The following is a 26,151-nucleotide window of genomic DNA, read 5'->3' as shown; positions in this document are numbered from 1 at the left end:
GCGGCCCGCGCCCGAGCCCCGGTGCGGCCGCACCGGGGCCGCGTCGCCCCGGGGCCCGGGCCGCCCGGCCCTTTCCCCGGCCCTCTTCCGGAAAAGCGGCTCCTCCGGTCGGCCGGCCCGGGTCCGGGTATCGGAAGATCGGTTTCCGGGGCGGCCGGCCGCCGAATCGGGAAAGGTGAAAGAGGAGTGGCCCCGGGGTAAGGGCGGCATTCGCGCGGTCCCCGCCTGCACCACCGTTCACCAAGGTGATTTCCGGTGCGAAACCGCACCTGAACGGGTGGATGGTGTGGATTCGCCGTGGAAGCGCCTTTATTTCTGGGCCCGGTAAGGCGCGGAAAGGAAACGTTTCCGTTGACGGCCGATCACGGCGCCGCCGCCGCGGGAAAAAGAAAATAGGGTCCGGGCCAGTTCCCGGAAGTGCCACCAACCCCCGGATGAGGTGGACAGTGTTCACGAGGACGTCCAAGAGGTTCCTCGCGCCCCTGGCGGCGGCCGCGGCCACCGCCGTCGCCGCCGCGGGGTGCGCGCAGAGCGAGCGGGACGCCGGCGGCGACCCCAACGAGAGCAGGCCCCTGGTCTTCGCGGGCGCGGGCGACCCCCGCTCCCTCGACCCGGTCCTCGTCAACGACGGGGAGAGCTTCCGGGTCACCCGGCAGGTGATGGAGACGCTGCTCGAGCACGAGCCCGGCGGCACCGAGATCATCGGCGGGCTCGCCGAGAGCTGGGAGTCCAACGAGGAGGGCACCGAGTGGACCTTCCGGCTGCGCGAGGGCGTCACCTTCCATGACGGGGAGGTGTTCGACGCCGAGGCGGTCTGCGCCAACTTCGACCGGTGGAACGAGTTCACCGGCGGCTACCAGAGCAGCAACCAGACCTACTACTGGCAGGCCGTCTTCGGGGGGTTCGCGGAGAACGAGGACGAGGACCTGCCCGAGTCGCTCTACGAGTCCTGCACCGCCGAGGACGACACCACGGTCACCATCGCCGTCACCGAGCCGTCGGCCGCCTTCCCCGGCGCCTTCAGCCTGAGTTCGTTCGCGATCATGAGCCCCGCCTCCATCGAGGCCGCGGCGGGCCAGGAGGTCGGCGGCGACGAGGGCTCCCCGGTGCTCCCGGACTACAGCCAGGAGGCCGGCGTGATCGCCGGAACCGGCCCCTACACCTACGAGTCCTGGGACCACGACGCCAGGGAGGTCACCCTCACCCGCTACGAGGACTACTGGGGCGAGCCGGCCGGGGTCAAGACGCTGATCATCAAGACCATCTCCGAGGAGACCGCCCGCCGGCAGGCACTGGAGGCCGGCGACGTGCACGGCTACGACCTGGCCGCGCCCGCCGACGTCGAACCGCTGAAGGAGGCCGGCTTCCAGGTCCCGGTCCGGGACGTGTTCAACGTCCTCTACCTGGCCTACAACCCCGAGGCGAACGAGGCGCTGGACGAACCGGACGTGCGGCGGGCCATCGCGCACGCGGTCGACCGGCAGCGCATCGTCGACACCATCCTGCCCGAGGGCGGCGAGGTGGCCACCCAGTTCGTCCCGGAGACCGTGCAGGGCTGGTCGCCCGACGTCACCGCCTACGAGTACGACCCGGACAAGGCCACCGGGCTGCTGGAGGACGCCGGCGAGTCGGACCTGACCCTCAACGCCTGCTACCCCACCGACGTCTCCCGGCCCTACATGCCGGCGCCCAAGGACATCTTCGACATCGTCCAGGCCGACCTGGAGGCCGCGGGCATCGCCGTGGAGCCCGAGTCCAAGCCGTGGGACGAGTACATCCCCTACACCGACGCCGGCGAGTGCAGCCTCTACCTGCTCGGCTGGACCGGCGACTACAACGAGGCCTACAACTTCCTCGGCACCTGGTTCGACGGCTACAAGACCGCCTGGGGGTTCCGCGACGACGGCGTCTTCGAGGCGATGGAGGCGGCCGCCTCCGAACCCGACCCGGAGGCCCGCACCGGCCTCTACCAGGACGCCAACGAGGTCATCATGGACTACCTGCCGGGCCTGCCGATCTCGCACTCGGCGCCCTCCATCGTGTTCTCCCCCGACGTCGAACCGCCCGCGGTCAGCCCGCTCACCCAGGAGAGCTTCGCCGAGGCCTCCTTCCGCTAGCCGGAGCCCGGACCCGGCGACAGGGGCCGGGGCGGCGGCCGCCGCCCCGGCCCGCAGACCCACCGACGACCGGCGGGCGGCCCCGGCGGGCCGGCCGCTCCGACAGGCAGGCGGCTGCAACGGTGCTCCGTTTCATCACCAGGCGCGTCCTGACGGCCGTGCCGACCCTCTTCGGCCTCTCGGTCCTGCTCTTCTTCTGGGTGCGGCTGCTGCCCGGGGGACCCGAGTACGCGCTGCTGCCCGAGGACGCCTCGGCCGAGCAGCGGGCGGCACTGCGCAGGACGATGGGCCTGGACGACCCGATCCTCGAGCAGTACGGCCGGTTCGTGCTGCAGCTCCTCCAAGGCGACATGGGCACCTCGCTGCAGACCGGGCGGCCGGTGCTCACCGAGTTCCTGATCAAGTTCCCGGCCACCGCCGAGCTCGCCGCCATGGCGATGCTGTTCGCGGTGGCCATCGGCATCCCGCTGGGCTACCTGGCGGCGCGCCGCCGCGGCGGGCCGCTGGACGCGCTGGCCGTCGGCGGCTCCCTGCTGGGCATCTGCACCCCGGTGTTCTTCCTGGCCTTCGTGCTCAAGCTGGTCTTCGCCGAGCAGCTCGGGCTGTTCCCGTCGGCCTTCCGCCAGTCGCCGGGGCTGGACGCCACCCGGATCACCGGCTTCTTCGTCGTCGACGGGATCGCCACCCGGGAGTGGGACGCCGCCGCCGACGCGCTCATGCACCTGGTCCTGCCCGGGCTGGCGCTGTCCAGCATCCCGCTGGCGGTGATCGTGCGGATGACCAGGGCCAGCGTCATCGAGGTGCTCGGCGAGGACTACGTGCGCACCGCCGAGGCCAAGGGGCTGCACCGCGGCACGATCCGCACCCGGCACGTGCTGCGCAACGCGATGCTCCCGGTGGTGACCGCGATCGGGCTGCTCAGCGGCAGCCTGCTGGCGGGCGCGGTGCTCACCGAGAGCGTGTTCGCCTTCGGCGGCATCGGCGAGTTCATCTACGCGGCGACGCAGACCCGCGACTACCCGGTGCTGCTCGGCTTCATCCTGATCATCGCCACCGTCTACGTCCTGATCAACCTGCTGGTGGACATCTCCTACAGCCTCCTCGACCCGAGAGTGCGGGTGAGCTGATGACGTCCAGGGCCGAACGGATCGACCGGCTGGCCGAGCTGGTCGCCGCCCGCCGGGAGGACGGCGCGGGGCGCGGGGTGTGGCGCGAGGCCTTCACCCGGATGCGCCGCGACCCGATGGCGATCACCGGCGCCGCCGTCGTCGGGGTGTTCCTGCTGGTCGCCGTCCTGGGGGAGCTGATCGCCCCGTACAGCCCCACCGCGCAGACCTGGGGCACCGAGGTCTTCCCCAACCGCAACGTGTTCGTCGGGCCGCGCGCGGAGAACTGGCTCGGCCTGGACAACCTCGGGCGGGACCAGTTCTCCCGGATGGTGATCGGGGCCCGGCAGACGCTGCTGGTCGGCGTGGTGGCGGCCGGGCTGGGCTTCACCGCCGGGGCGCTGCTCGGCGGGGTCTCCGGGGCCGCGCACACCCTCGGCGGCCGGGCCGGCCGCCGGATCGACACGGTGCTGATGCGCCTCACCGACATGATGCTGGCGCTGCCCACCCTGCTGCTGGCGGTGAGCATCGCGGCCCTGCTCGGCCAGGGCCTGACCACGGTGATGATCGCGGTCGGCGCCGCGCAGATCCCGATCTTCGCCCGGCTGCTGCGCGGCGCGATGATCGCCCAGGGGGGCCGGGACTACGTGCTGGCGGCCCGGGCGCTGGGCGCCCGCCGGCGCAGGATCGCGCTGGCGCACATCCTGCCCAACTCGATGGGGCCGGTGCTGGTCCAGCTCACCCTGAGCCTGGCCACCGCCATCATCGACGCCGCCGCCCTGTCCTACCTGGGGCTGGGCAACCCCGACCCGTCGGTCCCCGAGTGGGGCACCATGCTCGCCGACGCCCAGCGGTTCCTCGGCGGCGCACCGCAGCTGGCGGTCTTCCCCGCGCTGGCGATCATCGTGACCGCCCTCGGCTTCACCCTGATGGGCGAGGCGATGCGCGAGTCGCTCGACCCGAGACTGAGGAAGTGAGCATGACCCGAAGCCCGCTGCTCGACGTGGACGAGCTCTCGGTCGCCTTCACCCGCCGCCGGCGGCGCGACGTCCAGGCCGTGGACCGGATCTCCTTCTCCCTGGACGAGGGCCGGATCACCGGCCTGGTGGGGGAGTCCGGGTGCGGCAAGAGCGTCACCTCGCTGGCGCTGATGGGGCTGCTGCCCGCGCGCGGCGTGCGGGTGGGCGGCACGGCCCGGTTCCGCCTCGGCGGCGGCGGCGAGGCCGACCTGCTCGCCCTGCCCCCCGCGCGCATGCGCGACCTGCGCGGCTCCGAGATCGCGATGGTCTTCCAGGACCCGCTCTCCTCGCTCAACCCGGTGGTGCCGATCGGCCGCCAGGTCGCCGAGGTGCTCACCCGGCACCGCGGGGTCAAGGGCGCCGCCGCCCGGGACCAGGCCGCCGAGCTGCTCGACCGGGTCGGCATCCCCGACCCCGGCCGGCGGCTCCGCGAGTACCCGCACGAGCTCTCCGGGGGGATGCGCCAGCGGGCCCTCATCGCGATGGCGGTCGCCTGCCGGCCGCGGCTGCTGATCGCCGACGAGCCCACCACCGCGCTCGACGTCACCATCCAGGCCCAGATCCTGGAGCTGCTCTCCGGGCTCGTCGCCGAGGAGGGCACCGCGCTGCTGATGATCACCCACGACCTGGGCGTGGTGGCGGGGCTGTGCGACGAGATCAACGTGCTCTACTCCGGCCGGACCGTGGAGGGCGCCGAGCGGCACGAGCTGTTCGCCGCGCCCACCCACCCCTACACCGCGGGGCTGCTCGGCTCCATCCCCCGGCTGGACGCCCCGCGCGACGAGCCGCTGACGCCGGTCCGCGGCACCGTCGACGACGCGATCGCCTGGGACGACGGGTGCGCGTTCGCGCCCCGCTGCGACCGCTTCGCCGACGACTGCCTGGGCGGCCCGCCGCCGATGCGCGAGCGGGGCGCCGGGCACCGCTTCCGCTGCCTGCACCCGACCGAGCCCGCACCGGGTGAGGAGAGCGAGGGACGATGAGCCTGCTGGAGATCGAGGACCTCGAGGTCCACTTCCCGATCCGTCGCGGCGTCCTGCTGGAGCGCACCGTCGGCCGGGTCCGCGCGGTGGACGGGGTGAGCCTCTCCGTCGCCGCCGGGACCACCTACGGGCTGGTGGGGGAGTCCGGCTGCGGGAAGACCACCCTGGGCCGCGCGGTGCTGCGCCTGGTCGACGTCACCGCCGGCCAGGTCCGGCTGGGCGGCGTCGACCTGGCCGGGCTGCCCGCCGAGGAGCTGCGCCGGTCCCGCCGCCGGGTGCAGATGGTCTTCCAGGACCCGCTGGGCAGCCTCGACCCGCGGCAGAACGTCGAGTCGCTGCTGCTGGAGGGGCTGGAGGTGCACGGGCTGGGCGCGGACCGCGCCGCGCGCCGGGCGGCGGTGGTCGACGCGCTGGAGGCGGTCGGCCTGTCCGCGAGCGCCCTGCCCCGCTACCCGCACGAGTTCTCCGGCGGGCAGCGCCAGCGCATCGGCATCGCCCGGGCGCTGGTGCTCTCCCCGGAGCTGATCGTCTGCGACGAACCGGTCTCCGCCCTGGACGTCTCGATCCAGGCCCAGGTGCTCAACCTGCTGGAGGAGCTGCAGCGCGAGCGCGGCCTGGCCTACCTGGTGATCGCGCACGACCTGGCGGTGGTCCGGCACGTCAGCGACACGGTGGGGGTGATGTACCTGGGCGGCCTGGTGGAGGAGGCCCCCGGCGACGGGCTGTACGCCGAACCGCTGCACCCCTACACCCGCTCGCTCATCTCCGCGGTCCCGGTGCCCGACCCGGCGGTCGAGGACGGCCGCCGCCGGATCCTGCTCCAGGGCGACCTCCCCTCGCCCGCGGACCCGCCGCCCGGCTGCCGGTTCCACACCCGCTGCCCCTGGCGCCAGGAGGAGCTGTGCGCCACGGTCCGCCCCGAGCTGCGCCAGGTGGCCGAGGGGCACAAGGTCGCCTGCCACCACGCCGAGCGGATCGCCGCGGGCGAGATCGCCCCGGACACCGCGGAGCGGCCGCGGCGGGCGGGCCCGTGACGGACCCGTCCGCCGCGCCGCCCCGCGCTCAGGCGGCGGCCCCGGCGGTGCCGGACCGCCCGAGGCGGCTCCAGGGCAGGAGCCCGTCGAGGGAGTAGCGCCCTCCGGTGAACCCCAGGGCGAGCGCGGACGCCCCCAGCACCAGGAGGAGTTCGTAGCCGCCGACCATGGGGGCGCCGACATGGGCGAAGCAGTAGGCGGCGGCCATCATGAACGCCAGGGCCAGCCCGGCGAGCGGCAGTGCCAGGCCGATGATCAGCGCCAGGCCGCCGCCCACCTCGATGGCGGCCCCCAGCAGGGCGGAGAGGGCGGGGAAGGGGACGCCCAGGTCGGCGAAGTCCTGCGCGGCGCCCTGCGGGTCGGTGGCCTTGGGCAGGCCGTGGGCGATGAAGACGGAGCCGACGGCGAGCCGGCCGATGAGGGAGGCGATGTCGGAGGGGGCGGTGCTTCGGGTGCGCGGGGCGGACTCCGGTGCCTTCTCGGTCATGGAATCTCCTGCATTGCATGAGCGGGGTGACCCCGGTCCGGCCGCGTCGCACCGTTGAGACCTCGGCCTTTTCCCGGGGGAACCGCATCGTAAATCACCGGCGCCCAAATAGATAGGTTTCTTTACTGATCGAGGCCGCCCGCCCCGCCCCACCCCGAATACCAGCCCTGCACGCGAACCGGACCGGCTCCATTTCTCCCGCCCCTGCAGGGCCGCTCGGAGCCGCCCCGGCGCCGAGGTCGTCGTTAGGGTGGCCGTACGGGACGACCGCCCTGCGGGAACGGGAGGCCGGGGGAGCGATGCCGGAGGACGCGGGCTGGTGGGCGGTCCTGCTCCGGCCGCAGATGTGGCCGCTGCTCGCCGCCTGGCTCGCCGCCCTGTTCGCGCTGGTCCGGCTGGGCCGCGCGCACCTGCTGCACCGCGCCCCCGCCCCGGGGTCCGGGCCGGGCGCGCCGGTCGGCGCGCTCACCCCGGAGGAGCTGGGCTTCCTTGCGGGCGGACCGCTGCGCGCCGCGGAGACGGCGCTCACCGGCCTCGCCCTGGCCGGGCGGATCCGCCTCGGGAGCGGCGGCCGCCTGGAGCGGGCCGCTCCGCCGGGCCCCTCGCCGGAGGACTCCGAGGCCGGGTGGGCGCTGCTGCGCACGCTCGGCGAGGGCCCGGCCGACCCCGCGGCGGCGCTGTCCGAGGCGGCGGCCGGCGAGCACCCGGAGACCGTACGGCGCCTGGCCGGCCTCGGCCTCTACCGGGACGACCCGCGCCTGCCGGGCGCCCGCGCCGCCCGGGCGGGGGCGCTGCGGCTCATCGGCGTCCTCGCCGCACTGCTCGTGCTCTGGTCGGCGCTGCAGCTCGCGGCCGCCCCGCTGCCGGGCGCCTCGGTCCGCTGGGAACTCCTCGGCGCGGTGCTGCTGCTCTGCCTGCTCGGGGCGGCCGTACTGGCGGACCGGACCGCCGGCCGCCCCGAGCCGCGGACGGCGGCCGGATCCCGGCTGCTCGCCGAGGAGCGCGCGGCGGTGGAGATCGGCGCCGACCCGGCCGTCCCGCTCCGGACCGGCGAGGCGCTCCGCTTCACCGCCCTCACCGGGTTCGCGGCCATGGCCGACATGGACGGCGCCCCGCCCCCTCGGCGCGGCGCCCTCTCCTGGCCGACGGCCCCGGACGGCGCGGTCGCCCCGGAGGACCTGCTGCGCATCGCCGCGGACTGCCGGGCGCCCGGCAGTCCTCCCGGAAGAGCCCGGGATCGTTGACGGGAAAGGACCGCGAGCACCGGAGAGCGCCCCGCCCCTGTCCCTTCTCCGATGATCTCGGCGTTGCGGCCCCGTCGACGCGCGTCGACGGGGCCGCAACGCCGAGATCATCGCCCGGGAGAGGACCCGGGGCGGGCGGAGCGGCCCGTCGGGCGGTGCGCGCCCCTGCCGCCGTCTCGGCTGCTCAGGGGCGACGGCCGCCTCGCGGGCCTTCCCCGGGCCGCCCGAGCAGAGGCGGGGAGCACGGGAGCCGCATGCCGCATTCGGCCCGGGCGCTTCCCGCCGACGCCTTCGGACGCCCGCCCACCGGGTTCTGCGATGGCACCTCGGCCGGGGCCGGAGGCCTTCGGCGGCAAGGCGCCTCCGGGAACCGGCCGGGAAGGCGGGCGAGGCGGAACGCGAAAACCGCACATCCCCGGAGGCGGAACGGCCGCCCCTGGAAGAGCCGCCGGGCCGTACGTCCTGGGCTGAAGCGCCCGATCCCGGGCGGGTCAGTCCTCCGCCGGGTCCTCCGCGGGCGCGGCGGCCGGGGCGGAGTCGCAGCGGGCGGCCAGGCGGTCCCGGCGGCGCCGGCGGGCCGCGCGGACCGATACGCCGACGATGCGGGCCGCGGTGGCGGCGGTGATCACGGCGAGGGGCAGCACCAGCAGCGCCGCCGGCCTGCGGATCGGGTGGAACTCGGCCCCGCCCCCGTTCAGCAGGATGTAGCCCATCGGGCGGACGCTGGCGTAGCCGGCGCCCCCGCCGCCGTCGGCACCGGTCCCCGGGACCCGGCCCGCGGCCAGCCCGGCCGAGGCGATGTGCCGGACCCGCGCGACCGGCACCACCGTCGCGCCCCCGGCCGAGACCGGATCGCCGAAGGCGGCGTCGACCCGGGAGACGGCGCCGGTCCGCTCCAGCAGCCCGGTGAGGGCCGCCACCGCGGGGCTGCGGCGGCGCCCCCGGGCCAGCTGTCTCACGTGTCCAGAGGTGGCGTGGTCCGGCATGTGGTCGTCCTCTCCGGAGTCGGGTCGGGCTTCAACGCTATAGCGGCGGGCCGCCTCCGGCCGGGCGCCGGCGCCCGGCGGCGCGCCCCGCCCGGCCGCCCCGGGGAGCGGCGCCCGCCGCCGGGCCGGATCCGGTCAGGAGGTGGCGACCCGGCGCCCGATGACCTCCTCCGCCAGGGTGCGCAGGATCTCCTCGTCGTCCCCGATGTGGCCGGAGTGGCCGGTGATCCGGCGCAGCTCGTGGCGGATGGCGCGGACCACCGGCCCGCTCTGCAGCACCTCGGCCAGCGGGGCCGGTTCGACCGCCTCCCGCCACTTGCGGAGGTCGTCCAGCCGGCCGTGCTCGATGGCCTCGTGGGTGATGTGGAACAGGGCGTCCACGCTGCGGTTGTGCGCCTCCTCGCCCTCGGCGGTCAGGTCCACGTCGAGGATCCGCACGGTTTCGGGGGAACCGCCGTCGGGGTCGGGGCGCAGGTGGTAGACCTGCCAGGCCCGGCCGTTGGTGAGGATGAGCCATTCGGCGCCCTCGTCCAGGGCGAGCCGGCGGGACGGCTGGAGGTTGCGCGCGTCCAGGGACTGGCCGACCCGCTTCACCTCGATCGGCGCGAACAGCTTCCCGTCCAGGCGGAGCGCGTAGTCGATGGAGTCGCCGCTGGTGCGGTACTCGGTGGTGAGTTCCTCGTACTTGCTGAAGTTGAGGCCGTAGCTCAGGAAATCGGTGACCAGCATGCGGGTGTCGCCGTCGTTGGCGTCGCGCTCCACCAGGTCGGCCAGCGGCCCGGAGAACCGGTCCATCGCCGCGGCCAACCGGTTGCGCGTCGACTCCTCCCAGCCCAGCGTGGTGGAGAACTCGCCCGTCCTGCTCATGACCTGGGTCGTTTCGTTTTCCATCTGCGTCGTGTCGTCCGTTCCCATGGCTCCTGTGGCTCTCCCGCCGGCCCCGGCGGCGCCCCGCGGCGCGGGGCGCCCGGAGCGCTGTGCCCGACCCGGCGATGCTATCGCCCGGCGACGCGCCGCAATCCACTGCGTACCGGGCTTTTCAGGTTGTCCACAGGGGGCGCCGCGGAGCCGTCCACAGCCCGGTGATCCGCCCTACCGGAACCCGCCCCGGGAGCGCACCGTGGAGGCATGCGTCTGCACCCCCGCGAGATCCGCGAAGTCCTGAACACCGCCTCCCGCCAGTACGGGCTGATCAGCCACCGGCAGGCCCGGCACTTCGGCATCGACGACAACCGCATCCACCTGCTGCTGCGCCGCCGCGAGTGGGGGCGCCTGCTGCCGGACGTCTACACCGTGCGCGCCGCCTGCGCGGAGCGCACCCCCTCCGCCGTCGCGCGGCTGCGCAGGGCGGTGAAGGCGGCCCAGCTGGCGCTGGGGCCGGGGGCGGTCGCCTCCGGGCCCACCGCGGCCCGGCTGTGGGGGCTGGAAGGGCTGCCCGCCTGGAACGGCGGGGCGGTGCACATGACCGTGCCCGCCTCCTGCCGCCGGGCCCGGCCGCCCGGCGTCCGGGTCGGCACCTGGTACATCGGCCGGCACGAGCTGGCCTGCCGGGAGGGGCTCCGGGTCACCGATCCCGCCCGCACCCTGCGCGACACCGTGCTCTGCGTCGACCGGGACACCGCCGTCTCGCTCATGGACTCGGCCCTGGCCCAGGGGCTGATCACCGGCCGGCGGCTGTTCGAGCAGCCGGGGCTGAACGAGGCGAGGGCCGGCGGGGCCGCCTCCGAGCGCTGGTGGTGGCTGGCCGACCCGCGCGCCCGCAGCCCGCTGGAGACCCGGATCCGGCTGGTCTGTGCCGACGCGGGCGTCTCCCCGGACGACCTCTACCACCCGGTCCCGGTCCCCGGCGGAGGAACGGTCCACGCCCCGCTCTGGTGGGAGCGCGGCCCGGTCGTCGCCGACCCCGACCGCCGCCTCTCCCCGGGGCAGGAGCGCGCCCTCCGCCGCGCCCGCCCCGGCCTGCGCCTGCTCAGGTTCACCGGCGACGACCTCGCCCGCCCGAGGCACCTGGTCGCCGAGGTCGCCGAGGCGCTCCGATGACCCCGCGCCCGGACCGAGACCCGGCTCGCCCGCAGCGCCTCGCGCCGGAGCCGAGCCGGCGGCCCATCGGTGATCGTGCGGGCGGAATGCATCAGAGTTCCGAAATCCCCTTTCCGTTTCTCCTGAAAGCGGTGCCGCGAGGGCTCCGGCCCGATATCTCTTGAGTGCTGTGCGAATGGATCATCCGCCGCCCCGGAGAATATTTATGGCCGGAAGCGGCAGGTGAAGGAAGCCTCACCGGAATGGGTCGTGTCCGCGGCGTGAACCCGGGTATAGGCGGGGCATCGCGAGACCGGAAAGATCGGAGGAGCCCCGCATGCCCCGTCTCTGGGAGGCCGACCCGGAATCGGAGTTCAACCGGCGAATCGGGAGATCGCCCATTGAATTGGGAGTGACCAAGGCAGGTCCGCAATGCCCGGACATATGGGAGCTCGACAACGGGGATTTCGCGGTGATCGGCCGCGATCTCACTCGCGCCTACCGCGGCCGGCTGCCCTCGGAGGTCAGTATCGGAGACGACGAGAGCCTGGTGGTCATCCCCAGGATCATGCTGACCGAGGCGAAGAGGGAGATCCCCGATGCTTGAGAAGGTGGCGGACCTGCCGGGAAGGGAGATGGCGAGCCCCGACTACCTTGCCGACTACTGGGCCGAATACCGGCGGACCCGGGGCGTCTTCTGGAAACTGGAACGCGGGCAGACCTTCAAGGAGCACGGTGACGCCAGCTGGGAGGCGTTCGCTGCGGGGGACTGGGAGCGGTCCCTGGAACTCAACGAGCAGGACCGCACCGAGGCCGACGCGATGGCGCGCCAGGACGCCGAGCAGGGCATCGCCACCAAGCGGATCAGGATCGTCGAGTTCCCGGTCACCCCGTACGTGCAGTGGGAGATGCAGTTCCTGCGGATGCTGGCCGAGGCCGGCCAGTCGCTGCGGGTCCTGCGCGCCGGCCAGGTCGCCGGGCTGGAACGGCAGCGCCCCCTTCCCGAGGTCGTCATACTCGGGGAGAGGGTGATGTACGAAGTCCGCTACGACGGGGAAGGGGCCCCATGCGGAGGCCGCAGGATCGACGACCCCGGGGCGATCGCGCGCTGCGCAGCGCAGCTGGCGGGGCTCTTCGCCCGGGCCGAGCCGCTGACCGCGTTCTTCGACCGGGAGATCGCGGGCCTGCCCGCACCGGCCCCGGCCCGGCGCTGAACCGCGCCCGCCCGCCGCGCGGGGCCGACCGGGGCGCGTTCCGCCCCTGGCCGCTGCTCTCGCTGGTCCTGGTGTTCGTCGTCGGCGCCGTCCTGCTCGGCCTCTCACCGCTGGCCCTGGACGGCCTCGGCGGCGGCCCCGAGTACTGGGAGCGGCTGAGCTTCATCGGCCAGACCTACGGCGCCGCCTCGGCGCTGCTCGCCGGCGCGGCGCTGATCGGAGTCGCCGCCACCCTCGTCCTGCAGGCCCGGGAGACCCGCCTGTCCAGGGAGAACGCCCTGCGGGAATCCAACGCGGAACTGCTCCGGATGGCGATGGAGGACCCGGTCTACGCCGCCTGCTGGGGAGAGAACCTGACCGACGCGGGCGGCACCGCCCAGCGGCAGAGCATGTACACCAACATGATCCTGTCCCAGTGGGAGATGGCCTACGAGTCCCGCTCCATCGACGACGGCCACCTCCGCGCCCTCGCCGCGAGGCTCTTCGCGGGCCGGGTCGGCTGGGACTTCTGGGCCGACGTCCGCGAGGTCCGCATCTCCACCGCGGCCTCCCGGCGCAGCCGCCGCTTCCACGCGATCCTCGACGAGGAGTTCGCCGGACGCCCGCGCCGCCCGGCGGCGCCCACCCCGGCCCCGGACCGGCCCTCGGCCCCCGCCCGCCCACCGGCGCCCGCCGCCCTCCCCACCGCGGCCGGAGCCGCCGCCGGCCTCCTGGCCGGCCTCGGCGCGGCACTCCTCGCCAGGCGCCTCGAAGCCTCCCGGCCACGCCCGCGCCGCCGCTCGTCCGCCCGCAGGTTCCTCCGCTAGGCCGCCCAGGCCGATGATCTTGGCGTTTTGCGGGGGTATCAGAGCGCTCTGAAACCCCCGCAACGTCAAGATCATCAGGGAGAGGCGACGGTCAGTCCTCCGCCTGTTCGCGGAGGCGCTACGGGCGGAACGCGGCCCAGACGGTGTGGCCGCCGCGTTCGTTGCCGTCGCACCCCCACTCGTCGGAGACCGACGCGACGAGGCGGAGCCCGTGCAGGCCGGTGCGGAGCGGGCCGGAAGGCGGGAGCGGGGGGAGGAGCGGGCGCAGCCCCGGCGCGGACCACAGCGGTCCCTCGTCGGCGACGGAGACCAGGGTCAGGCCGTCGGCCAGCAGGTTGACGCTGAGGTCGATGCTGCCGCCCGCCTCACCGCTGCGGGTGTGCCGGCAGCCGTTCGAGAACAGCTCCGCGACGACCAGTTCGGCGTCCTCGGCCACCCGTGGGACATCGGAGAGCGCGGCCCTGGTCATCGCGCGTGCGCACGGGCAGTAGGCGGCCTCGCCGGGCAGCGTCCAGAACGCGGAGACGGTGGCGACCCGCCCCGGAGGCGGCACGCCCATCGTCACGCCACCGCCCTGAGCCGCGGCGGCCGGAGGGACGGCGCGGGGGCCAGGACCTCGGCGGCCCGCTCCACCTGCGAGGTGTCCAGGAACGAGGACCTGCCCCAGATGAACCAGTGCCCGCCGCCGATCGCCTGCACGACGACCACCGGGACCGTCCGCCCCCGGTAGCGGACGTAGAGGACGGGGTGCTCGGTCTCCCCGAGCGCGAGAAGCGCCTGGCCGCCCCGGGCGCGGACGGCGGTGAGCAGGCGGGTGAGGAGGGAGGTGCGGATGGAGCTGCCATCGAGTCGTGAGGACATCAGCTGTTCTCCTGCGAAGTTCCGTCGGTCCCAGCAGACTTGACCTAGCTAGGGCTAACTCATCGTTAGCTAGGTTATGCTGAAAGTCAAGCAAAAAACTGCATTATGCAAAAACTCGTGAGAGGGGGATAGACTGCCGCGCATGCAGGAGGTCTACAGCCCAAGCGTGAGACGCCGCCGCCTCAGTGCTCAGCTGCGGCGCTACCGTGAGGCGAAGGGGATGACGACCGGGCAAGTCGCCAAAGAGCTGGGGTGGCAGCAGACCAAGGTCTCCAGGATCGAGACCGGAAGCAAGAAGAGCGTTACGACCACTGACCTGGATGCCCTCCTGGACTTCTATGGGGAGAAAGATCCCCGGTTGAGGAGCGAGCTGCAGGAATGTGCCCGCCAAGCCAAGCAGCGGGGCTGGTGGTGGAGGTACCAGCATGTTCTGTCCGGTGCTCTGCCGGATTTCGAAGCAGAGGCGTCGCGCATCCGCACCTACGAGTGCCAAGTAGTACCCGGATTGCTCCAGACTGCGGACTACGCGGAAGCGATCTTCCGTGCCAACCGAGTGCGCACCGATGATGAGGTCAGGGCGAGGGTCACTGCCAGGCTGAAGCGGCAAGAGATCTTGAACCGCGTCGATCCGCCCAGGTACTGGGTCATCTTGGACGAGGCCGCGATCAGGCGCATCGTGGGCTCACCGGAGACGATGCTCGTCCAGTTGAGGCATCTGACCCACATGGCCGCCCGCCATAACATCGACATCCAGGTGCTTCCCTTTGAAGAAGGTGCTCATACGGCCACCACGGGGAGCTTCGTCATCATGGACTTCCCGGATTCGCGAGATGCGAGCCTCGCGTACATGGACACCCCCACCTCTAGCTTGTATCTAGAGGAAGATCATGACCTCGCCGAGTTCGAGTCCATGTTCGGTGGTGCTCAAGGGGCTGCTTTGAGCCCGGACAAGTCTCTCAAGTTCATCCGTACCATCATCGATTCCCTAGAAAAGTGAGCCCAGTGTCTGAACAGTCGGTGTGGAGGAAGAGTAGCTACAGCGGGCAGCACAACAACTGCGTCGAAGTAGCCGACCTCCCCGGCGGCGCCGCCGTCCGCGACTCCAAGCACCCCCGTGCCGCCGTACTCGCCTTCCCCTCCTCCGAGTGGAGCGCCTTCCTCCTCGGCCTCCGCAAGGGCGAAGCCGGTCGCTGACGGGGCCGGCCGGTGGTAGGCATGGACGGGTGAGCATCTCGTCAATGCAGGACCTGCTGGCCGACTTCGCCGACCGACGGGACTGGAACCGCTACCACACCCCCAAGAACCTCGCCATGGCCCTGGCCGGCGAGGCCGGTGAGCTGGCCGCCGAATTCCAGTGGCTGGAGCAGGACGAGGCCCTCCGGGTCATGGACGACCCGGAGAAGGCCAAGGCCGTCCGCCTGGAGATGGCCGACGTCCTCAGCTACCTCCTGCGCATGGCCACCGTCCTCGACATCGACCTGGAGGCCGCCCTCAAAGAGAAGGTCGCCATCAACGAGGAGCGGTTCCCGCCCCGCTCCTCATGACCGGCCGGGGGCCTCACCGCCCCCGGTCTCACTTCTTCGCCGCAGGGACCAGACTCCGCAGGAACTCCTGCGTCTCGGCATCGGTCGAGGCAGGCCTACCGATCCCCCTGCGGCGCAGGAAAAGCGGTCGAAACCCGGGGTCGCCGAGGTGGGTCAGCCGTCCACCCACTCCGGCAGGGGCTCGGTGCGGCGGCGCCATTCAGGGGGGATGCCCTCGGTGCCGGTGCGGGCGGCGGTGATGCCGCCGGCTATGGCGGCGGTGGTGTCGCGGTCGCCGCCGGCCAGGGCGCAGGTGCGGACGGTGGACTCGTAGTCGTCCCAGTGCACGGCGACCGACCAGAGGGCGAAGGGGACGGTGTCCGGGGCGCTGACCCGGGTGCCGGTGCCCAGGGCCAGGGCGGCGGTGGCGGGCGGGGCGGAGAGCAGGGTGCGGGCGCGGAGGAGGCCGTCGCGGACCGCGCCGGGCGGGGTGTGCTCGGCGGCGGCGTCGAGGACGAGCGGGCCGGTGGCCGCGGGGTCGCCCGCGGCGGTGGCGGCGGCGACGGCGACGGCGATCGCGCCCGCCACGCCCTCCGGGTGGGTGTGGGTGACCGAGGCCGAGGCCGCCGCCTCGGTGCGGACCCGGTCCAGGTCGCCGGCGAAGAACGCGCCCAGCGGGGCGACCCGCATCGCCGCGCCGTTGCCCCAGGAGCCGGAGCCGTTGAACTGGGCGGCCGCGAGGGCGGCCCACGGCTCGCCGTCCCGGACCCGCTCCAGCAGGTCCACGGTGGCCGCGCCGTACTTGCGGGCGACGTCGAAGTGCTCCGCGAACGAGGCGGCCAGCGCGTCCGGGGCGATGCCGCCCCGCCTGAGCAGCAGGTCCGCGATCGAGCAGGCCATCAGGGTGTCGTCGGTCCACGGCCACGGCGACGGCGGCAGCACCCCCTCCGGGCGGCCCGCGGCGGCGGTCGGGAAGTGCCGGTCGCCGAAGGCGTCCCCCACCGCCAGCCCCTCCAGCGAGGCCAGCAGGAGGCGGGAGGCGGGCGCGCTCCGCGCGGCCCGGGGCAGGCGGAGGTTCTGCCCGTAGGACTGCTGCCGGCTGCCGCGCTTGCGGCTCTGGCTGTGGCCGCTGGTGTAGGCGGCCTTCGCGGCGAGCGAGGTGTCGTCCCGGCGCGCGCTCCGGGCCAGCAGGTCGAGTTCGGCGAGCTGGTCGGCGACGCCGCCGCGCATCTCCTCGGGGGCCGCGTCCAGCTGGGCGCCGAGGGTGCGCCGCGCCTCGTCCAGGGCGCGCGCCGCCGCCCCCCTGTCTCCGCGGCGCAGTGCCTCGCTCGCGGTGTGCTTGGCCTCCTGGGCCCGCTGGTAGGCCTTCTCCGTGCTGACCGCCGGGTCGGCGACGCGGCCCGCCGCCTCCGAGCCGGGCACCACGTTCACCGGGACCGGCAGCGTCACGGTGAACGATTCGAGCGTGCCCGGGTCGACGTAGGTGGTCTCCAGCGAGGCGACCGTGACCGGCCCGAGGCGGGGGATGCCGGGGATCTCCAGCCGGACCAGAAGCCGGCGCTGCTCGCCGGAGTAGAAGTCGCCGAGCTCGACCATGACCTCGCCGCCGGGCAGCCGGTCCGCGGGCAGCCCGCCCACCAGGCCCACGGCGCCGACCACCGGTTCGGGGCGGATCCGCAGCGACGCCGCCTGCGCGGTCTTGGCCAGCAGGTGGTCGGCCTCGCCCTGGATGAGCCCGACCGCGGTGTCCGGGTCCTCGGCGAACAGGGCGTCCCCCGCACCGCCGTCGGCCACCGCGCCCAGCAGCGCCTCGTCGTAGCCCAGCCCGTAGCCGATGGTGGTCACCGAGACCCCCGACACGTGCGCCGACCGGGCGATCTCGGCCAGCCGGCCGTGCTCGGTGATGCCCTGGTTGGCGTGGCCGTCCGAGATGAGCAGCAGGGTGGCGCCGCCGTCCTGGGAGGCCCGGCGGGCCTCCTGCACCCCGCGCATCAGCCCGCTGGACAGGTCGGTCGAGCCGCCCGGGCGCACCGAGCGGATCCGCTCCTTCACCGCGGCCTTGTCGGTCAGCGGCCCCGCCGGGACCAGCACCCGGGCCTGGTCGGAGAAGACCACCACGCCGAACCGGTCGGCCGGGTCGAGCCGGTCGACGACGGACAGCAGCGCGCGGACCGCGCCGCCGAGCCGGTCGTCCCGGCTCATCGAGGAGCTGCGGTCCAGCACGACCTGGAGCGTCGACGGCGGCCGCTCCTCTTCCCCGGCGCGGACGGGCGCCGTGATGTCGAGCAGAACGGTGACCTCGTCCTCGGTCTCCAGGGGGACCGCGTCGAATTCGAGAAGGGCGGAGACGTGCACGGGTGCGTCCTTCCGGTGGTGACCGCTACCGCAATCGTGCCGCACGGAGCGCGCCGCGGGCCGTGCGGTGCGTGGCGGGAAGCGGCCAAAGCGCCGCTTCCGGGCACCCGGTCGGGGCGGCGGCCGGCCGGGGAGGGGCGGGGGCCGGTGCCGTCGGCGAGCAGGGCGGGTGCCATGGCACGACCTTAGACGGAGGTGCGGACGGTGCGCCGGGATCGCTCCGGCACCGGGCCGGCCGCCGCCGTCCGCGCAGGCCGCCGCCGTCCCTCGGGGAGCGGCGCCGGCGGCGGGGCGCCGGGATCGCGGCCTCTGCGCGCGTTCGGCCGCGGCGCCGGGCGGATTCCGGCAGAATCGGGACGGTGCGGACGGACGGCGAAGCGGGCACCCTGCCCCTGGACATCCCGGCGTCCGCTCCGGCCCGGCGGGGCGGGGCGGACGCCGCGGCGCTGGGCTGCGGGAAGGCCGCCCTGGACGCACTGGGCGTGCCCGCCGCCGGGGTGGACAGCGTCGAGCTGCGCGTGTTCGGCGTCTCCGCCCTGCTGTTCCACCGGCCCGACCGGGCCGAGCTGCGCCGCCGGAGGGAGGCCGGGCAGCCGCCGATCCTCCGCCTCGGGGCGCTGGAGGCGCTGATGGGGCTGCCGCTGGGCGAACCGGTCCCGGAGGCGTCGCTGACCGAGCGCGAGCGGGCGCTGCTCCGTACCGCGCCCCCGGGCGCGGTCGCCCGAGACGCCGGCCGGGTGGTGCGGCTGGCCTCGGTCCCGCTCCGCGTCGAACTGGCCGTCGCGACCGGCCCGACCTGGCGGGCGGCGCTCGCCCGGGCCGCCCGGTTCGCCCCGTTCTGCGCCCGCGCGGCCCTCGCCGACCGGCCCCCGCGCGACGCCGCCCCGGCCGCCGCCGAGGCCGACTACTACGGGGTCGGCCTGGCCGTCCGGGACGGTTCGGACGCCGTCTGGCTGGCACCCCCGGAGCCCTTCCGCCCGCGCCGGCTTTCGGCGCCGAAGTGGAAGTTCGCCGAGCGGGTGCTGGCCGCGGCGGACCACTGACCTCCGCCTCCGATGGACGGCTGGAAGGCGCGCAGAGCGCTCGCGGCCTGCTCCCCGGCGGAGCCGCTCCGCAGGCCCTGCCGCGATCGCACTACACCGGGCCGGCCCAGGCCTTCAGCGCCTGAGGGACCTCGAAGCCGCCGCCCGGCGACCGGGCGACCTCGTTCAGCGACCGGTGCTCCTGCACCGCCCTGTCGCAGAGCCGCTTCCATCTCGAGAGCCCCTGCGCCCGGCTGTCCACGTCCTGGACCCAACTCCACAGGGCGCTCCACACGGCGAGGTTGTGCGCGTGCGCATCCGCCTTCTCCAGCTCCGTGGTGAACGAGGTGAGCGGCCTGCCGTCGTCGCGGAGACCCCTCCGCCGCATCCAGGAGGCGCAGAATCCGCAGGGGCAACGCGGCGGGTCGGCCTCCGCGAGGACGGTCGCGAACTCCTCTCCTCTGCGGTAGGTCAGCATCCGGGGGATGAGCACGGCGGGGCTGCTCCGCGCACGCGGACCGCCCCCCTCGGGCCTGGGCGGACGGGTGTGCCGGGCCGACGGGGAGTCGCCGATGGCGGCGAAGTCGGCGCCGTGCACCATGGCGTCGATCGCGGCGAGGTCGGTTCGGAGCAGGCCGCACCCCGGGACCGAGGCGAACAGCTCGCGGAGCCGTTCGGCGGCGCCGACGCGGTCCAGCGGATCCCAAGACGCGCCGAGGACCACGGCCTTGGGCACCGGGGTCCGGCGCAGAAGCGAGACCAGTTCGGGGAACGCGTTCCCGGTCAGCCACCCGGAATCGATGGGGACGGTCAGCAGGACGTCGCTCCGGTTCAACCCGGTGACCCTGTGGACCGCGGCCGAGAGCGACCGGGTGTCGCCGGCCCGCAGGTAGCCGGTCGGGGTAAGGGCCATCAGCGACTTCTGCTCCAGGAGCCGGTCGAGTTCCTCCTCCAGCTCATCGTCGTTGAACAGCGAGGCCTGGCCGACGATGAACGGCCGCTCGGGCGTGGCGGCGTGCCGCTCGTAGGCGGCGGGGTCGATGAGCACCGGGCCGCTGAAGCCGTGCCCGGAGGTCAGCGCCCGGAGGTCCTCGGCGGCCTTGCCCCCGCAGAAGACGATGCCGCTGTCCAGCGGTGAGACGTCCGCCAGCGGGGCGTCCTCTGCGTTCTTCACCTGGAGCATGATGCGGCCGTCCAACCGGTGGTACGGGTGCTCGGGGACGGGGGAGCGGACGGGCAGCAGTGACACGGTCGGCCTCCTCACGAGGGCGCCGGGGGTGCGCACCCTCCGTGATGCCCGGACTCCCGCCCCGGCGGGCGCCGTGGCACGAACCGGTCAGCACGTGCGAGCAAGGTGTACCGCCGGGGTAAGGTCGCCGTGATCCCCGCGGGCCGCGGCGGCTCCGGGATTTCCTGTGGACCCCAGCGCAGGAGGCGCCTTGAAGAACCACGACGGCCGTCCGCACCGCGACGAGGTCGGCAACGAGATCGGCGGAGACGCGGGCTCGGCGGTACAGGCCGGAACCGTCCGCGGCGACGTGCACAGCACCAGCCACCGGACCACGATCGTCGTCGGCGCGGACCGGGAGTCCGCGCGGACCAACATGCCGGCCGCGCCCGCGGTCTTCGTGGACCGCGAGCACGACCTGGGGGAGATCGGGCGCCTGCTGGACCGCGCCACCGGCACCTGCGTGGTGCTCTGCGAGGGGCCGCGCGGCATCGGGAAGAGCGCCCTGCTGCTGCGCGCCGCCGACGAGTTCGCGCCGCGCTTCCCCGACGGGCGGCTCTACTACGACTACTCCCAGGACGACGGCCCCCGGCGCGCCGACCCCGACGCGGCCCTCACCCAGTTCCTGCTCACCCTGGGGGTGCGGGAGGAGTTCCTGCCCGGCACCTATGAAGGGCGGCTCGCCGAGTACCGGAACCGCACCGCCGGCCGCGCGGTGCTGGTGGTCGTGGAAGGCGCCGAAGAGCCCGCCCAGGTGCGCCAGCTCGTCCCCACCGGACCGCGGAGCGCCCTGCTGGCCTGCGGTGACGGGCCGGCCCTGGCCGAGCTGAGCATCGAACCCGGGGGAGCGCTTCCGCTGCCGCTCGACCCCCTGTCCGAGGAGCACGCCCGGGAGCTGCTGCGCGCCCTCTGCCCCCGGTTGGACCGGGACGCGGACGGCCCGGCGCTGGACCGCCTGGCCGCCGCCTGCGAAGGCCTGCCGCTGGCGCTGGTCATGGTGGCCGGCCGGCTCGGCCGCGACCGGCGCGCGGACCCCGCCGCCCTCGCCGACGAGCTCTCCGACGAGAAGCGCAGGCTCGCCGCGATCCGGGTGAACGGCGGCACCACCCTCTCCGCCGCGTTCGGCCTCTGCTACCGGCGGCTCTCCGCCGGGGCGGCGGAGCTGTACCGGGCGCTGGGCGCCTGGCCGGGGGAGGCGTTCGATGCCGGGCTGGCCGCGGCGGCGCTCGGCGAGAGCGCCGGGTCGGGCGGCGCGGCGCCGCTCCTCGACGAGCTCACCGCGGCCAACCTGCTGGTCGAGGAGGCCGGCGGGCGGTTCCGCTTCCGGCACGGGCTGATCGTGCTGGACGCCCGGGACCGCGCCGAGGAGGAGGATTCCGAGGCGGTGCGCACCGGGCGGCTGCGGCGGATGCTCGACCTGTTCATGGTCCCGCTGGCCTTCGCCGACCGCGCCGTGATGGGGAAGCGGACCAGCCCGGTCGACCTGGACGCGCTGACCGCCGGCGCCCGCGACCCGTTCCCGGCGGGGGACGGGCGGAAGAAGGCCGCACTGGCCTGGCTCCGGAGCGAGCGCGGGACGCTGCCCGCCGCGGTGCGCGCGGCCGCGGCCGCCGGCCTGTACGACAGGGCCTGGAAGACCGCCGTGCTGGCCACCGCGCTCTACATGAACATCCGCTACCTGCAGGACTGGGCGGAGAGCGGCCTGCTCGGCGCGGAGGCCGCGCGGGAGGACGGCGACCCCCGCGGCGAGATCCGGCTGCGCACGACGGTCTCCCGGCCGCTGGCCGACCTGGGCCGGATGGACCAGGCGGAGCGGCAGATCGAACGGGCCATGGAACTCGCCGGCTCGATCGGAGACGTGCTGCTGGAGGCGTCCGCGCACGAGTTCCACGGCCGCTACCTCGACCTGGTCGACCGGGAGCGCGCCCTCGCCGCCTACACCCGGGCCGAGGAGCTCTGCTCCTCCGCGGAGGGCGGGGAGGACGGGGAGAACGCGCGCCGCGGCGCCGCCCTCGCCGTCTACTTCCGCGGCCGCACCCTGGCCGGACTGGGCCGGACCGGGGAGGCCGCCGCCGAGCTGGAGGACGCCCTCGGCCGCTTCCTGGGGCTGCCCGAGCCCGACGAGCGGATGGCGGCCCGGGTCCGCGCGAGCCTCGGCGACCTCCACCTGAAGGAGGGGGACCCCCAGCGGGCCCTGCCCTACTTCACCGATGCGATCAGCGCCCTGGAGCGGCAGGGCGGGAACTCCCACTACGAGGCGACGGCCCGGGAGTCCCTGGCCGACGCGCTCACCGCCCTCGGCCTGCGCGGCGAGGCCCGGCGCCACCTGCGCAGGGCCCTGGCGATCCACCGCGAGGGCGGCGGCCCGCGCGCCCGGGACCTGGAGCGGCGCCTGGAGGAGGACGGGGAGGGCTGACCCGGGATCGCGATGATCTTGACGTTCCGGCCCTATCAGAGCGCTCTGATAGGGCCGGAACGTCAAGATCATCGCAGAGACGTCCACCTCTGTCGGGGTGGAGGATCAGGGCGCCGTGTGCACCTCGCACCGCCACTGGTCGGGGCCGACCTTCAGCAGGTACTCGCCCTGGACCGGGGCGCCGGTTCTGAGCAGGGTGTAGACCAGCGCCGAGGCCGGGCAGAGGCCCGGTGCGCGGGGGCCGCCGGGGTCGGGGAGGACGCGGACCGCGACGGTCCGGCCGTCGCGCAGGCGGGCGGCGCAGCCGTCCGGCTCCGGGGCGGCGGCGAAGAGCGCGCCGGGGTGGTGGGCCAAGGCGTCGGCGGCCCACTCCGAGCCGGTCCGGTCGTCGGCGGCGGGCGCCGGGGACCGCAGCACCACCGAGGCGGAGCGGGCGAGGGCGGCGTCCGGCTCGGTGTCCCAGGCGGCCAGGTGCCGGACGGCGCCGGGGGAGTCGGCGGGGCGGCGGACCGCGGCCGGGAAGCGCTCCGCGGTGACCGTGCGGCCGTCCTCGGAGAGGCGGCCGAACACCTCGAACGAGGTCACCGGCCTGCTCTCCGGTTCCGGCGGCGGGGAGGTCCGCAGCGGCCCCTGCGGGCCGGGCGGCGGGGTGAGGCCGATGAGGCGATAGAGCAGCCGCCGCAGGCGCTCGGCGCCCTCACCCGGGTGGGCGAACGCGTGCCCGGCGGCCTCGGCGTGGCGCCCCGGGACGTGGCCGTCCACGGCGGCGTCGAGCTGCTTCCGGAGGTCCGCCGCCGGGTCGAGCCGGTCCGCGGAGGCGGCCAGGAGGGCCGCCGCGGTCCCCGGCACCGACTCCTCGCCGAACGCGCCGAGCAGCACCGGGCGGTCGGCCGCGGCGGCGTACAGCGTGACCGAGCCATGGTCGCCCACCACGACGTCGGCCGCCGCCAGCGCCGCCTCCCACCCCTCTTCGGGCGGCAGGACGAGCAGGCCGGCGTCGACGGCGCGGGCCAGCGCCTGGCGCACCGCCCAGGGGCCGTGCGCGGTGCCGATGTTGGGGTGCAGCACGGCGGCGACCCGGTACTCGTCGTAGGGGAGCCCGGCGAGGAGCCGCTCCGGCAGGTCGGGCCGGGAGCCGAGCAGCCCCTGCCCGCCCCAGGTGGAGGAGAGCACGGCCAACCGGGCGCGCCGCGGAACGCCGAGGTGCGCCCGGTAGCGGGCGCGGTGGCGGAGGCCGGCCCGGATCCGGTCGTGCACGTGGTCGCCGGTCACCTCGGCGGCGTCCGCGAGCCCGGCGTGCACGCTCCGCAGCTGCTCGCGCTGGGCCGGATGCGACACCACGGTCACGATGCCCGGCCGGTCCGCGAACTCCTTGCGGACCACCCCGGACAGCCGCCGGTCGCCGCTCTCGGAGTCGGGGACCCACTTCTGGAAGCCGATGCCGTGCGGCAGGACGACCACCGGCGCGGACAGGCGCTCCAGGTCGACGTTCTCACTGGCGGTGACGGTGAGCGAGGCGGGCACCAGTGGCGCCTCGTCCCAGGGCACGACGGTGCCGCCGAGCGCCTCCAGCATCTCCATGGTGCGGGTGCTGAACGCGGATCCGCCGTCGAAGGTGAAGAGGACCTGGAGGCGGTGCTGGTCGCCGCGGAAGGCGACGGTCAGCGCGTCGAGCAGCCGGATGGCGGAGGTCAGGGTGCGCGCCACCGCGAGGACGATCGGGCCGCGGAACGTGGTCCAGCGCCGGATCTCGGGAAGCGGGCGCGCCCAGAGGGAGACGGGCTCCTGGGCTCCTGGGCTCCTGGGCTCCTGGGCTCCTGGGCTCCTGGGCTCCTGGGCTCCACCACTATCTACACCATCGATGCTAGCGGAGCGGCGAGGCGCCGTCTCGGAAACGGGGGAACTCGGTGCGAATCGCCGCATGGGGGCCGATTCTAGCGAGGGTGCGATCCTCACCGTCCGCGTACTGACAACTGTCACCGGGGATCGGTGACAGCGCCGTCTACCCCCGCCTGCGGCGGGCCGGGAGGGTGGGGGCATGGATGCGGCAGAGAGTGTGCAGGTCCGGGAGGCGCCTCCGGGCGGGGGCGGGGGGACTCCGCCGCGGGGAGCGGCCGGCGGCGGGCGGGCGCCGGTCCCGCCGCGGGCGTCCGGGCGGGTGTGGGGCGCGGCGCTGCTCGCCGGGGCGGTGGTCGCGGCCGCGGGGTATGCGCTGATGCCCTTCAAGGGCGCGCCGGAGCTGCGGGTCGAAGGGGCCCCGGAGCTCGTCGCCGCCGCGGAGCGGGCGGTCGGCGACTCGGCAGGGGCCTACCAGGGCTTCGGCGCGGTGCTGGTGGACGGAGGCGGGACCGCCGAGGCGTTCGGCGGTACGGCGGACGGCGCGGCGCCGATCGGGGCGGAGACGCCGTTCGAGACCGGGTCGGTGTGGAAGGTCTTCACCGCGATGACCCTGGCCGATATGGCGGAGGACGGCGAGACCTCCCTGGACCGGACGCTCGGCGAGGTCTTCGCCGACGTCGACTTCGCCTCCGCGGAGACGGCCTCGATCACCCTGGAGGAGCTGGCCGTCCACCACGCCGGGCTGCCGCCGCTGGTCGGGTCCTCCCCGGGGCGGCAGGCGCTCTCCTCGGTCGCGATGGACAACGTCTACGCCGGGCTTCCCCCGGTGGAGACCGCGCTGGCCGGCGTCGAGCCGTCCGGGCGCGGCGAGTGGGCCTACTCCAACTTCGGCTACGCCGTGCTCGGGGAGGCGCTGGCGCGCGAGGCCGGGACCGGCTACCCCGAGCTGGTCCGGGAGCGGGTCTTCGAGCCGCTCGGCATGGACGCCACCGGGGTGCTCGGCGCCGACTTCCAGGAGGTGCCGGAAGGGGCGGCCCTGCCGCACAAGGAGCCGGGCGCCCGGGCCGAGCCCTGGGAGTCGACCGTCTACGCCCCGGCCGGCGTCGGCACCTGGACCACCCTGGCGGACCTGGGGCGCTTCGCGGGCGCGGTGGCCGACGGCTCCGCGCCGGGGATGGGCGCGCTGGAGCCGCGCGCCGAGAGCGGCCTCGGCGACGCCGGGCGGCAGGGGCTCGGCTGGATCGAGCTGACCGCGGAGGACGGCACCGTGCTCCACGTCCACGACGGCGGCACCTACGGGACCGCCGCCTTCCTCGCCGTGGACCGGGAGTCCGGCCGCGCGGTCGCCGCGTTCACCAACACCGGCCTGGTCCCGCTGCCCGCGGTGTTCGGGCAGGAGCTGCTCGCCGGCGAGGACGTGATGGGCGCGGCCGCGCTGGAGGATCTGCGGCCGCCGGCGCTGTCGCTGGGCCTGACGCTGCCGCTGGTGCTGCTCCCGGTGCTGCTCGCCGGGGCGTTCGCGGTGCGGCGGCGGACCCTGGTCGGGCAGCGGCGGATGGACCGGATGCGGATCGTGTCCATGCCGCTGGGGGCGGTGGCCGTGCTGGCGCTGGCGCTGCCGCTCGGCTCCTGGGCGGTGACCCCGCCGGCGCTGTGGGCGGCGGGCCTCGGCGCGGTCGCCGCCTCCGCGGTCGCCGCGGCCTCCCAGTGGAACCGGACGGTCTGGAACAACGCCCGGTGGCCGTGGCTGCACTACCCCTTCTTCGCCCTGTCGGTGCTGGTGTCGCTGCTGCTCATCGGGGTGGCGGGCTGGGCGGTCTCCACCTCCCTGTGACCCCGGGGCGGGGACGGGGGAGGGGGCCGCCCCGGCGGAGGCGGCCCCCTCGTGCGGG

24 protein-coding genes are annotated in these 26,151 nt (G+C 74.8%); 16 read left to right on the top strand and 8 right to left on the bottom strand.

Going from position 1 to position 26,151, the window contains the following annotated elements; genetic code table 11:
• Window positions 1-446: 446 nt before the first annotated feature.
• The 5 genes from D459_RS0108415 to D459_RS0108395 all read left to right on the top strand — a co-directional run bounded on the left by D459_RS0108415 (window position 447) and on the right by D459_RS0108395 (window position 6,259).
• Complete coding sequence (locus tag D459_RS0108415) at window positions 447-2,117, top strand: ABC transporter substrate-binding protein (RefSeq protein ID WP_017592556.1); 1,671 nt, start codon at window positions 447-449, stop codon at window positions 2,115-2,117.
• Window positions 2,118-2,239: 122 nt separating this feature from the next.
• Window positions 2,240-3,244 (top strand): ABC transporter permease, encoded by a 1,005-nt coding sequence (locus tag D459_RS0108410; protein WP_017592555.1) that lies wholly within the window; start codon window positions 2,240-2,242, stop codon window positions 3,242-3,244.
• On the top strand, window positions 3,244-4,200 hold the full coding sequence (locus D459_RS0108405) for an ABC transporter permease (RefSeq protein ID WP_017592554.1): 957 nt from the start codon (window positions 3,244-3,246) through the stop codon (window positions 4,198-4,200). Before D459_RS0108410 ends, D459_RS0108405 begins: the two co-directional genes overlap by 1 nt.
• 2 nt (window positions 4,201-4,202) lie before the next feature.
• Window positions 4,203-5,225 (top strand): ABC transporter ATP-binding protein, encoded by a 1,023-nt coding sequence (locus D459_RS0108400; protein ID WP_017592553.1) that lies wholly within the window; start codon window positions 4,203-4,205, stop codon window positions 5,223-5,225.
• Complete coding sequence (locus D459_RS0108395) at window positions 5,222-6,259, top strand: ABC transporter ATP-binding protein (protein WP_017592552.1); 1,038 nt, start codon at window positions 5,222-5,224, stop codon at window positions 6,257-6,259. The genes D459_RS0108400 and D459_RS0108395 overlap by 4 nt, the downstream gene beginning before the upstream one ends.
• A gap of 28 nt (window positions 6,260-6,287) precedes the next feature.
• Here the strand turns inward: D459_RS0108395 and D459_RS0108390 are convergent, their stop codons facing one another.
• Window positions 6,288-6,746: a DoxX family protein gene (locus tag D459_RS0108390; RefSeq protein ID WP_017592551.1), complete on the bottom strand. Its 459-nt coding sequence runs from the start codon at window positions 6,744-6,746 to the stop codon at window positions 6,288-6,290.
• Between the two features lie 299 nt (window positions 6,747-7,045).
• Here D459_RS0108390 and D459_RS33550 point away from each other — a divergent pair, with 299 nt between their 5' ends.
• Window positions 7,046-7,990, top strand: coding sequence for a TIGR04222 domain-containing membrane protein (locus D459_RS33550; protein WP_017592550.1), 945 nt, complete (start codon window positions 7,046-7,048; stop codon window positions 7,988-7,990).
• A gap of 491 nt (window positions 7,991-8,481) precedes the next feature.
• Here the strand turns inward: D459_RS33550 and D459_RS0108380 are convergent, their stop codons facing one another.
• Both D459_RS0108380 and D459_RS0108375 read right to left on the bottom strand, forming a co-directional pair.
• Window positions 8,482-8,976 (bottom strand): hypothetical protein, encoded by a 495-nt coding sequence (locus D459_RS0108380; protein ID WP_026120190.1) that lies wholly within the window; start codon window positions 8,974-8,976, stop codon window positions 8,482-8,484.
• A 135-nt stretch (window positions 8,977-9,111) separates the two neighbouring features.
• Window positions 9,112-9,843 (bottom strand): hypothetical protein, encoded by a 732-nt coding sequence (locus tag D459_RS0108375; protein ID WP_017592548.1) that lies wholly within the window; start codon window positions 9,841-9,843, stop codon window positions 9,112-9,114.
• Between the two features lie 261 nt (window positions 9,844-10,104).
• Between D459_RS0108375 and D459_RS0108370 the strand changes: the two genes are divergently transcribed.
• From D459_RS0108370 to D459_RS33545, 4 genes are all read left to right on the top strand, one after another.
• On the top strand, window positions 10,105-11,016 hold the full coding sequence (locus D459_RS0108370; protein ID WP_017592547.1) for a hypothetical protein: 912 nt from the start codon (window positions 10,105-10,107) through the stop codon (window positions 11,014-11,016).
• 316 nt (window positions 11,017-11,332) lie between these two features.
• Window positions 11,333-11,602 carry a hypothetical protein gene (locus tag D459_RS0108365; RefSeq protein WP_017592546.1) on the top strand — a complete coding sequence of 90 codons (270 nt, stop codon included), beginning with the start codon at window positions 11,333-11,335 and terminating at the stop codon, window positions 11,600-11,602.
• Window positions 11,595-12,209 (top strand): DUF6879 family protein, encoded by a 615-nt coding sequence (locus D459_RS0108360; RefSeq protein WP_017592545.1) that lies wholly within the window; start codon window positions 11,595-11,597, stop codon window positions 12,207-12,209. The genes D459_RS0108365 and D459_RS0108360 overlap by 8 nt, the downstream gene beginning before the upstream one ends.
• 71 nt (window positions 12,210-12,280) lie before the next feature.
• Window positions 12,281-13,015, top strand: a complete 735-nt coding sequence (locus tag D459_RS33545) for a DUF6082 family protein (protein WP_017592544.1) — start codon at window positions 12,281-12,283, stop codon at window positions 13,013-13,015.
• A gap of 118 nt (window positions 13,016-13,133) precedes the next feature.
• Here D459_RS33545 and D459_RS0108350 read toward each other — a convergent pair whose 3' ends face one another.
• Both D459_RS0108350 and D459_RS0108345 read right to left on the bottom strand, forming a co-directional pair.
• On the bottom strand, window positions 13,134-13,574 hold the full coding sequence (locus D459_RS0108350) for an ATP-binding protein (RefSeq protein WP_017592543.1): 441 nt from the start codon (window positions 13,572-13,574) through the stop codon (window positions 13,134-13,136).
• A gap of 2 nt (window positions 13,575-13,576) precedes the next feature.
• On the bottom strand, window positions 13,577-13,876 hold the full coding sequence (locus D459_RS0108345) for a hypothetical protein (protein WP_017592542.1): 300 nt from the start codon (window positions 13,874-13,876) through the stop codon (window positions 13,577-13,579).
• A gap of 142 nt (window positions 13,877-14,018) precedes the next feature.
• Between D459_RS0108345 and D459_RS0108340 the strand changes: the two genes are divergently transcribed.
• Genes D459_RS0108340 through D459_RS0108330 form a run of 3 tightly spaced genes read left to right on the top strand, consistent with a single transcriptional unit; the run spans window position 14,019 to window position 15,420 of the window.
• Entirely contained in the window at window positions 14,019-14,873 is an 855-nt protein-coding gene (locus D459_RS0108340; RefSeq protein WP_017592541.1) for a helix-turn-helix domain-containing protein, read from the top strand.
• A 5-nt stretch (window positions 14,874-14,878) separates the two neighbouring features.
• Complete coding sequence (locus D459_RS0108335; RefSeq protein WP_017592540.1) at window positions 14,879-15,070, top strand: DUF397 domain-containing protein; 192 nt, start codon at window positions 14,879-14,881, stop codon at window positions 15,068-15,070.
• Between the two features lie 44 nt (window positions 15,071-15,114).
• Entirely contained in the window at window positions 15,115-15,420 is a 306-nt protein-coding gene (locus tag D459_RS0108330; RefSeq protein ID WP_017592539.1) for a nucleotide pyrophosphohydrolase, read from the top strand.
• A gap of 153 nt (window positions 15,421-15,573) precedes the next feature.
• On the opposite strand, the gene D459_RS0108325 is transcribed toward D459_RS0108330, so the two are convergent.
• A complete protein-coding gene (locus tag D459_RS0108325) occupies window positions 15,574-17,754 on the bottom strand; it encodes an ADP-ribosylglycohydrolase family protein (protein WP_017592538.1) in 2,181 nt (726 codons plus the stop codon).
• A 359-nt stretch (window positions 17,755-18,113) separates the two neighbouring features.
• On the opposite strand from D459_RS0108325, the gene D459_RS31105 reads away from it, so the two are divergent.
• Window positions 18,114-18,797 carry a hypothetical protein gene (locus tag D459_RS31105; RefSeq protein WP_017592537.1) on the top strand — a complete coding sequence of 228 codons (684 nt, stop codon included), beginning with the start codon at window positions 18,114-18,116 and terminating at the stop codon, window positions 18,795-18,797.
• A 91-nt stretch (window positions 18,798-18,888) separates the two neighbouring features.
• Here the strand turns inward: D459_RS31105 and D459_RS0108315 are convergent, their stop codons facing one another.
• Window positions 18,889-20,025, bottom strand: a complete 1,137-nt coding sequence (locus D459_RS0108315; RefSeq protein ID WP_017592536.1) for a hypothetical protein — start codon at window positions 20,023-20,025, stop codon at window positions 18,889-18,891.
• A 190-nt stretch (window positions 20,026-20,215) separates the two neighbouring features.
• Between D459_RS0108315 and D459_RS31100 the strand changes: the two genes are divergently transcribed.
• The gene (locus D459_RS31100; protein ID WP_017592535.1) at window positions 20,216-22,420 is read left to right on the top strand and encodes a tetratricopeptide repeat protein; all 2,205 of its coding nucleotides are present in this window, start codon (window positions 20,216-20,218) and stop codon (window positions 22,418-22,420) included.
• Window positions 22,421-22,525: 105 nt separating this feature from the next.
• On the opposite strand, the gene D459_RS31095 is transcribed toward D459_RS31100, so the two are convergent.
• On the bottom strand, window positions 22,526-24,127 hold the full coding sequence (locus D459_RS31095) for a hypothetical protein (protein ID WP_017592534.1): 1,602 nt from the start codon (window positions 24,125-24,127) through the stop codon (window positions 22,526-22,528).
• Window positions 24,128-24,458: 331 nt separating this feature from the next.
• On the opposite strand from D459_RS31095, the gene D459_RS31090 reads away from it, so the two are divergent.
• Complete coding sequence (locus D459_RS31090) at window positions 24,459-26,093, top strand: serine hydrolase domain-containing protein (protein WP_081620494.1); 1,635 nt, start codon at window positions 24,459-24,461, stop codon at window positions 26,091-26,093.
• Window positions 26,094-26,151 lie beyond the last annotated feature (58 nt).

Origin of the sequence: Nocardiopsis potens DSM 45234, assembly GCF_000341105.1 — a bacterium.
GTDB classification, from domain to species: domain Bacteria; phylum Actinomycetota; class Actinomycetes; order Streptosporangiales; family Streptosporangiaceae; genus Nocardiopsis_A; species Nocardiopsis_A potens.
Note: the sequence above shows the minus strand (reverse complement) of the source record. Positions and strands in the feature narration are given on the sequence as shown.

Coding starts and splice junctions, on each gene's coding strand:
- D459_RS0108395 (WP_017592552.1), top strand. CDS start 5,222: ATGAGCCTGCTGGAGATCGAGGACCTCGAGGTCCACTTCCCGATCCGT.
- D459_RS0108360 (WP_017592545.1), top strand. CDS start 11,595: ATGCTTGAGAAGGTGGCGGACCTGCCGGGAAGGGAGATGGCGAGCCCC.
- D459_RS0108375 (WP_017592548.1), bottom strand. CDS start 9,843: ATGAGCAGGACGGGCGAGTTCTCCACCACGCTGGGCTGGGAGGAGTCG.
- D459_RS0108390 (WP_017592551.1), bottom strand. CDS start 6,746: ATGACCGAGAAGGCACCGGAGTCCGCCCCGCGCACCCGAAGCACCGCC.
- D459_RS0108365 (WP_017592546.1), top strand. CDS start 11,333: ATGCCCCGTCTCTGGGAGGCCGACCCGGAATCGGAGTTCAACCGGCGA.
- D459_RS31090 (WP_081620494.1), top strand. CDS start 24,459: ATGGATGCGGCAGAGAGTGTGCAGGTCCGGGAGGCGCCTCCGGGCGGG.
- D459_RS33550 (WP_017592550.1), top strand. CDS start 7,046: ATGCCGGAGGACGCGGGCTGGTGGGCGGTCCTGCTCCGGCCGCAGATG.
- D459_RS0108350 (WP_017592543.1), bottom strand. CDS start 13,574: ATGGGCGTGCCGCCTCCGGGGCGGGTCGCCACCGTCTCCGCGTTCTGG.
- D459_RS0108400 (WP_017592553.1), top strand. CDS start 4,203: ATGACCCGAAGCCCGCTGCTCGACGTGGACGAGCTCTCGGTCGCCTTC.
- D459_RS0108370 (WP_017592547.1), top strand. CDS start 10,105: ATGCGTCTGCACCCCCGCGAGATCCGCGAAGTCCTGAACACCGCCTCC.
- D459_RS0108340 (WP_017592541.1), top strand. CDS start 14,019: ATGCAGGAGGTCTACAGCCCAAGCGTGAGACGCCGCCGCCTCAGTGCT.
- D459_RS0108405 (WP_017592554.1), top strand. CDS start 3,244: ATGACGTCCAGGGCCGAACGGATCGACCGGCTGGCCGAGCTGGTCGCC.
- D459_RS0108345 (WP_017592542.1), bottom strand. CDS start 13,876: ATGTCCTCACGACTCGATGGCAGCTCCATCCGCACCTCCCTCCTCACC.
- D459_RS0108330 (WP_017592539.1), top strand. CDS start 15,115: ATGCAGGACCTGCTGGCCGACTTCGCCGACCGACGGGACTGGAACCGC.
- D459_RS0108380 (WP_026120190.1), bottom strand. CDS start 8,976: ATGCCGGACCACGCCACCTCTGGACACGTGAGACAGCTGGCCCGGGGG.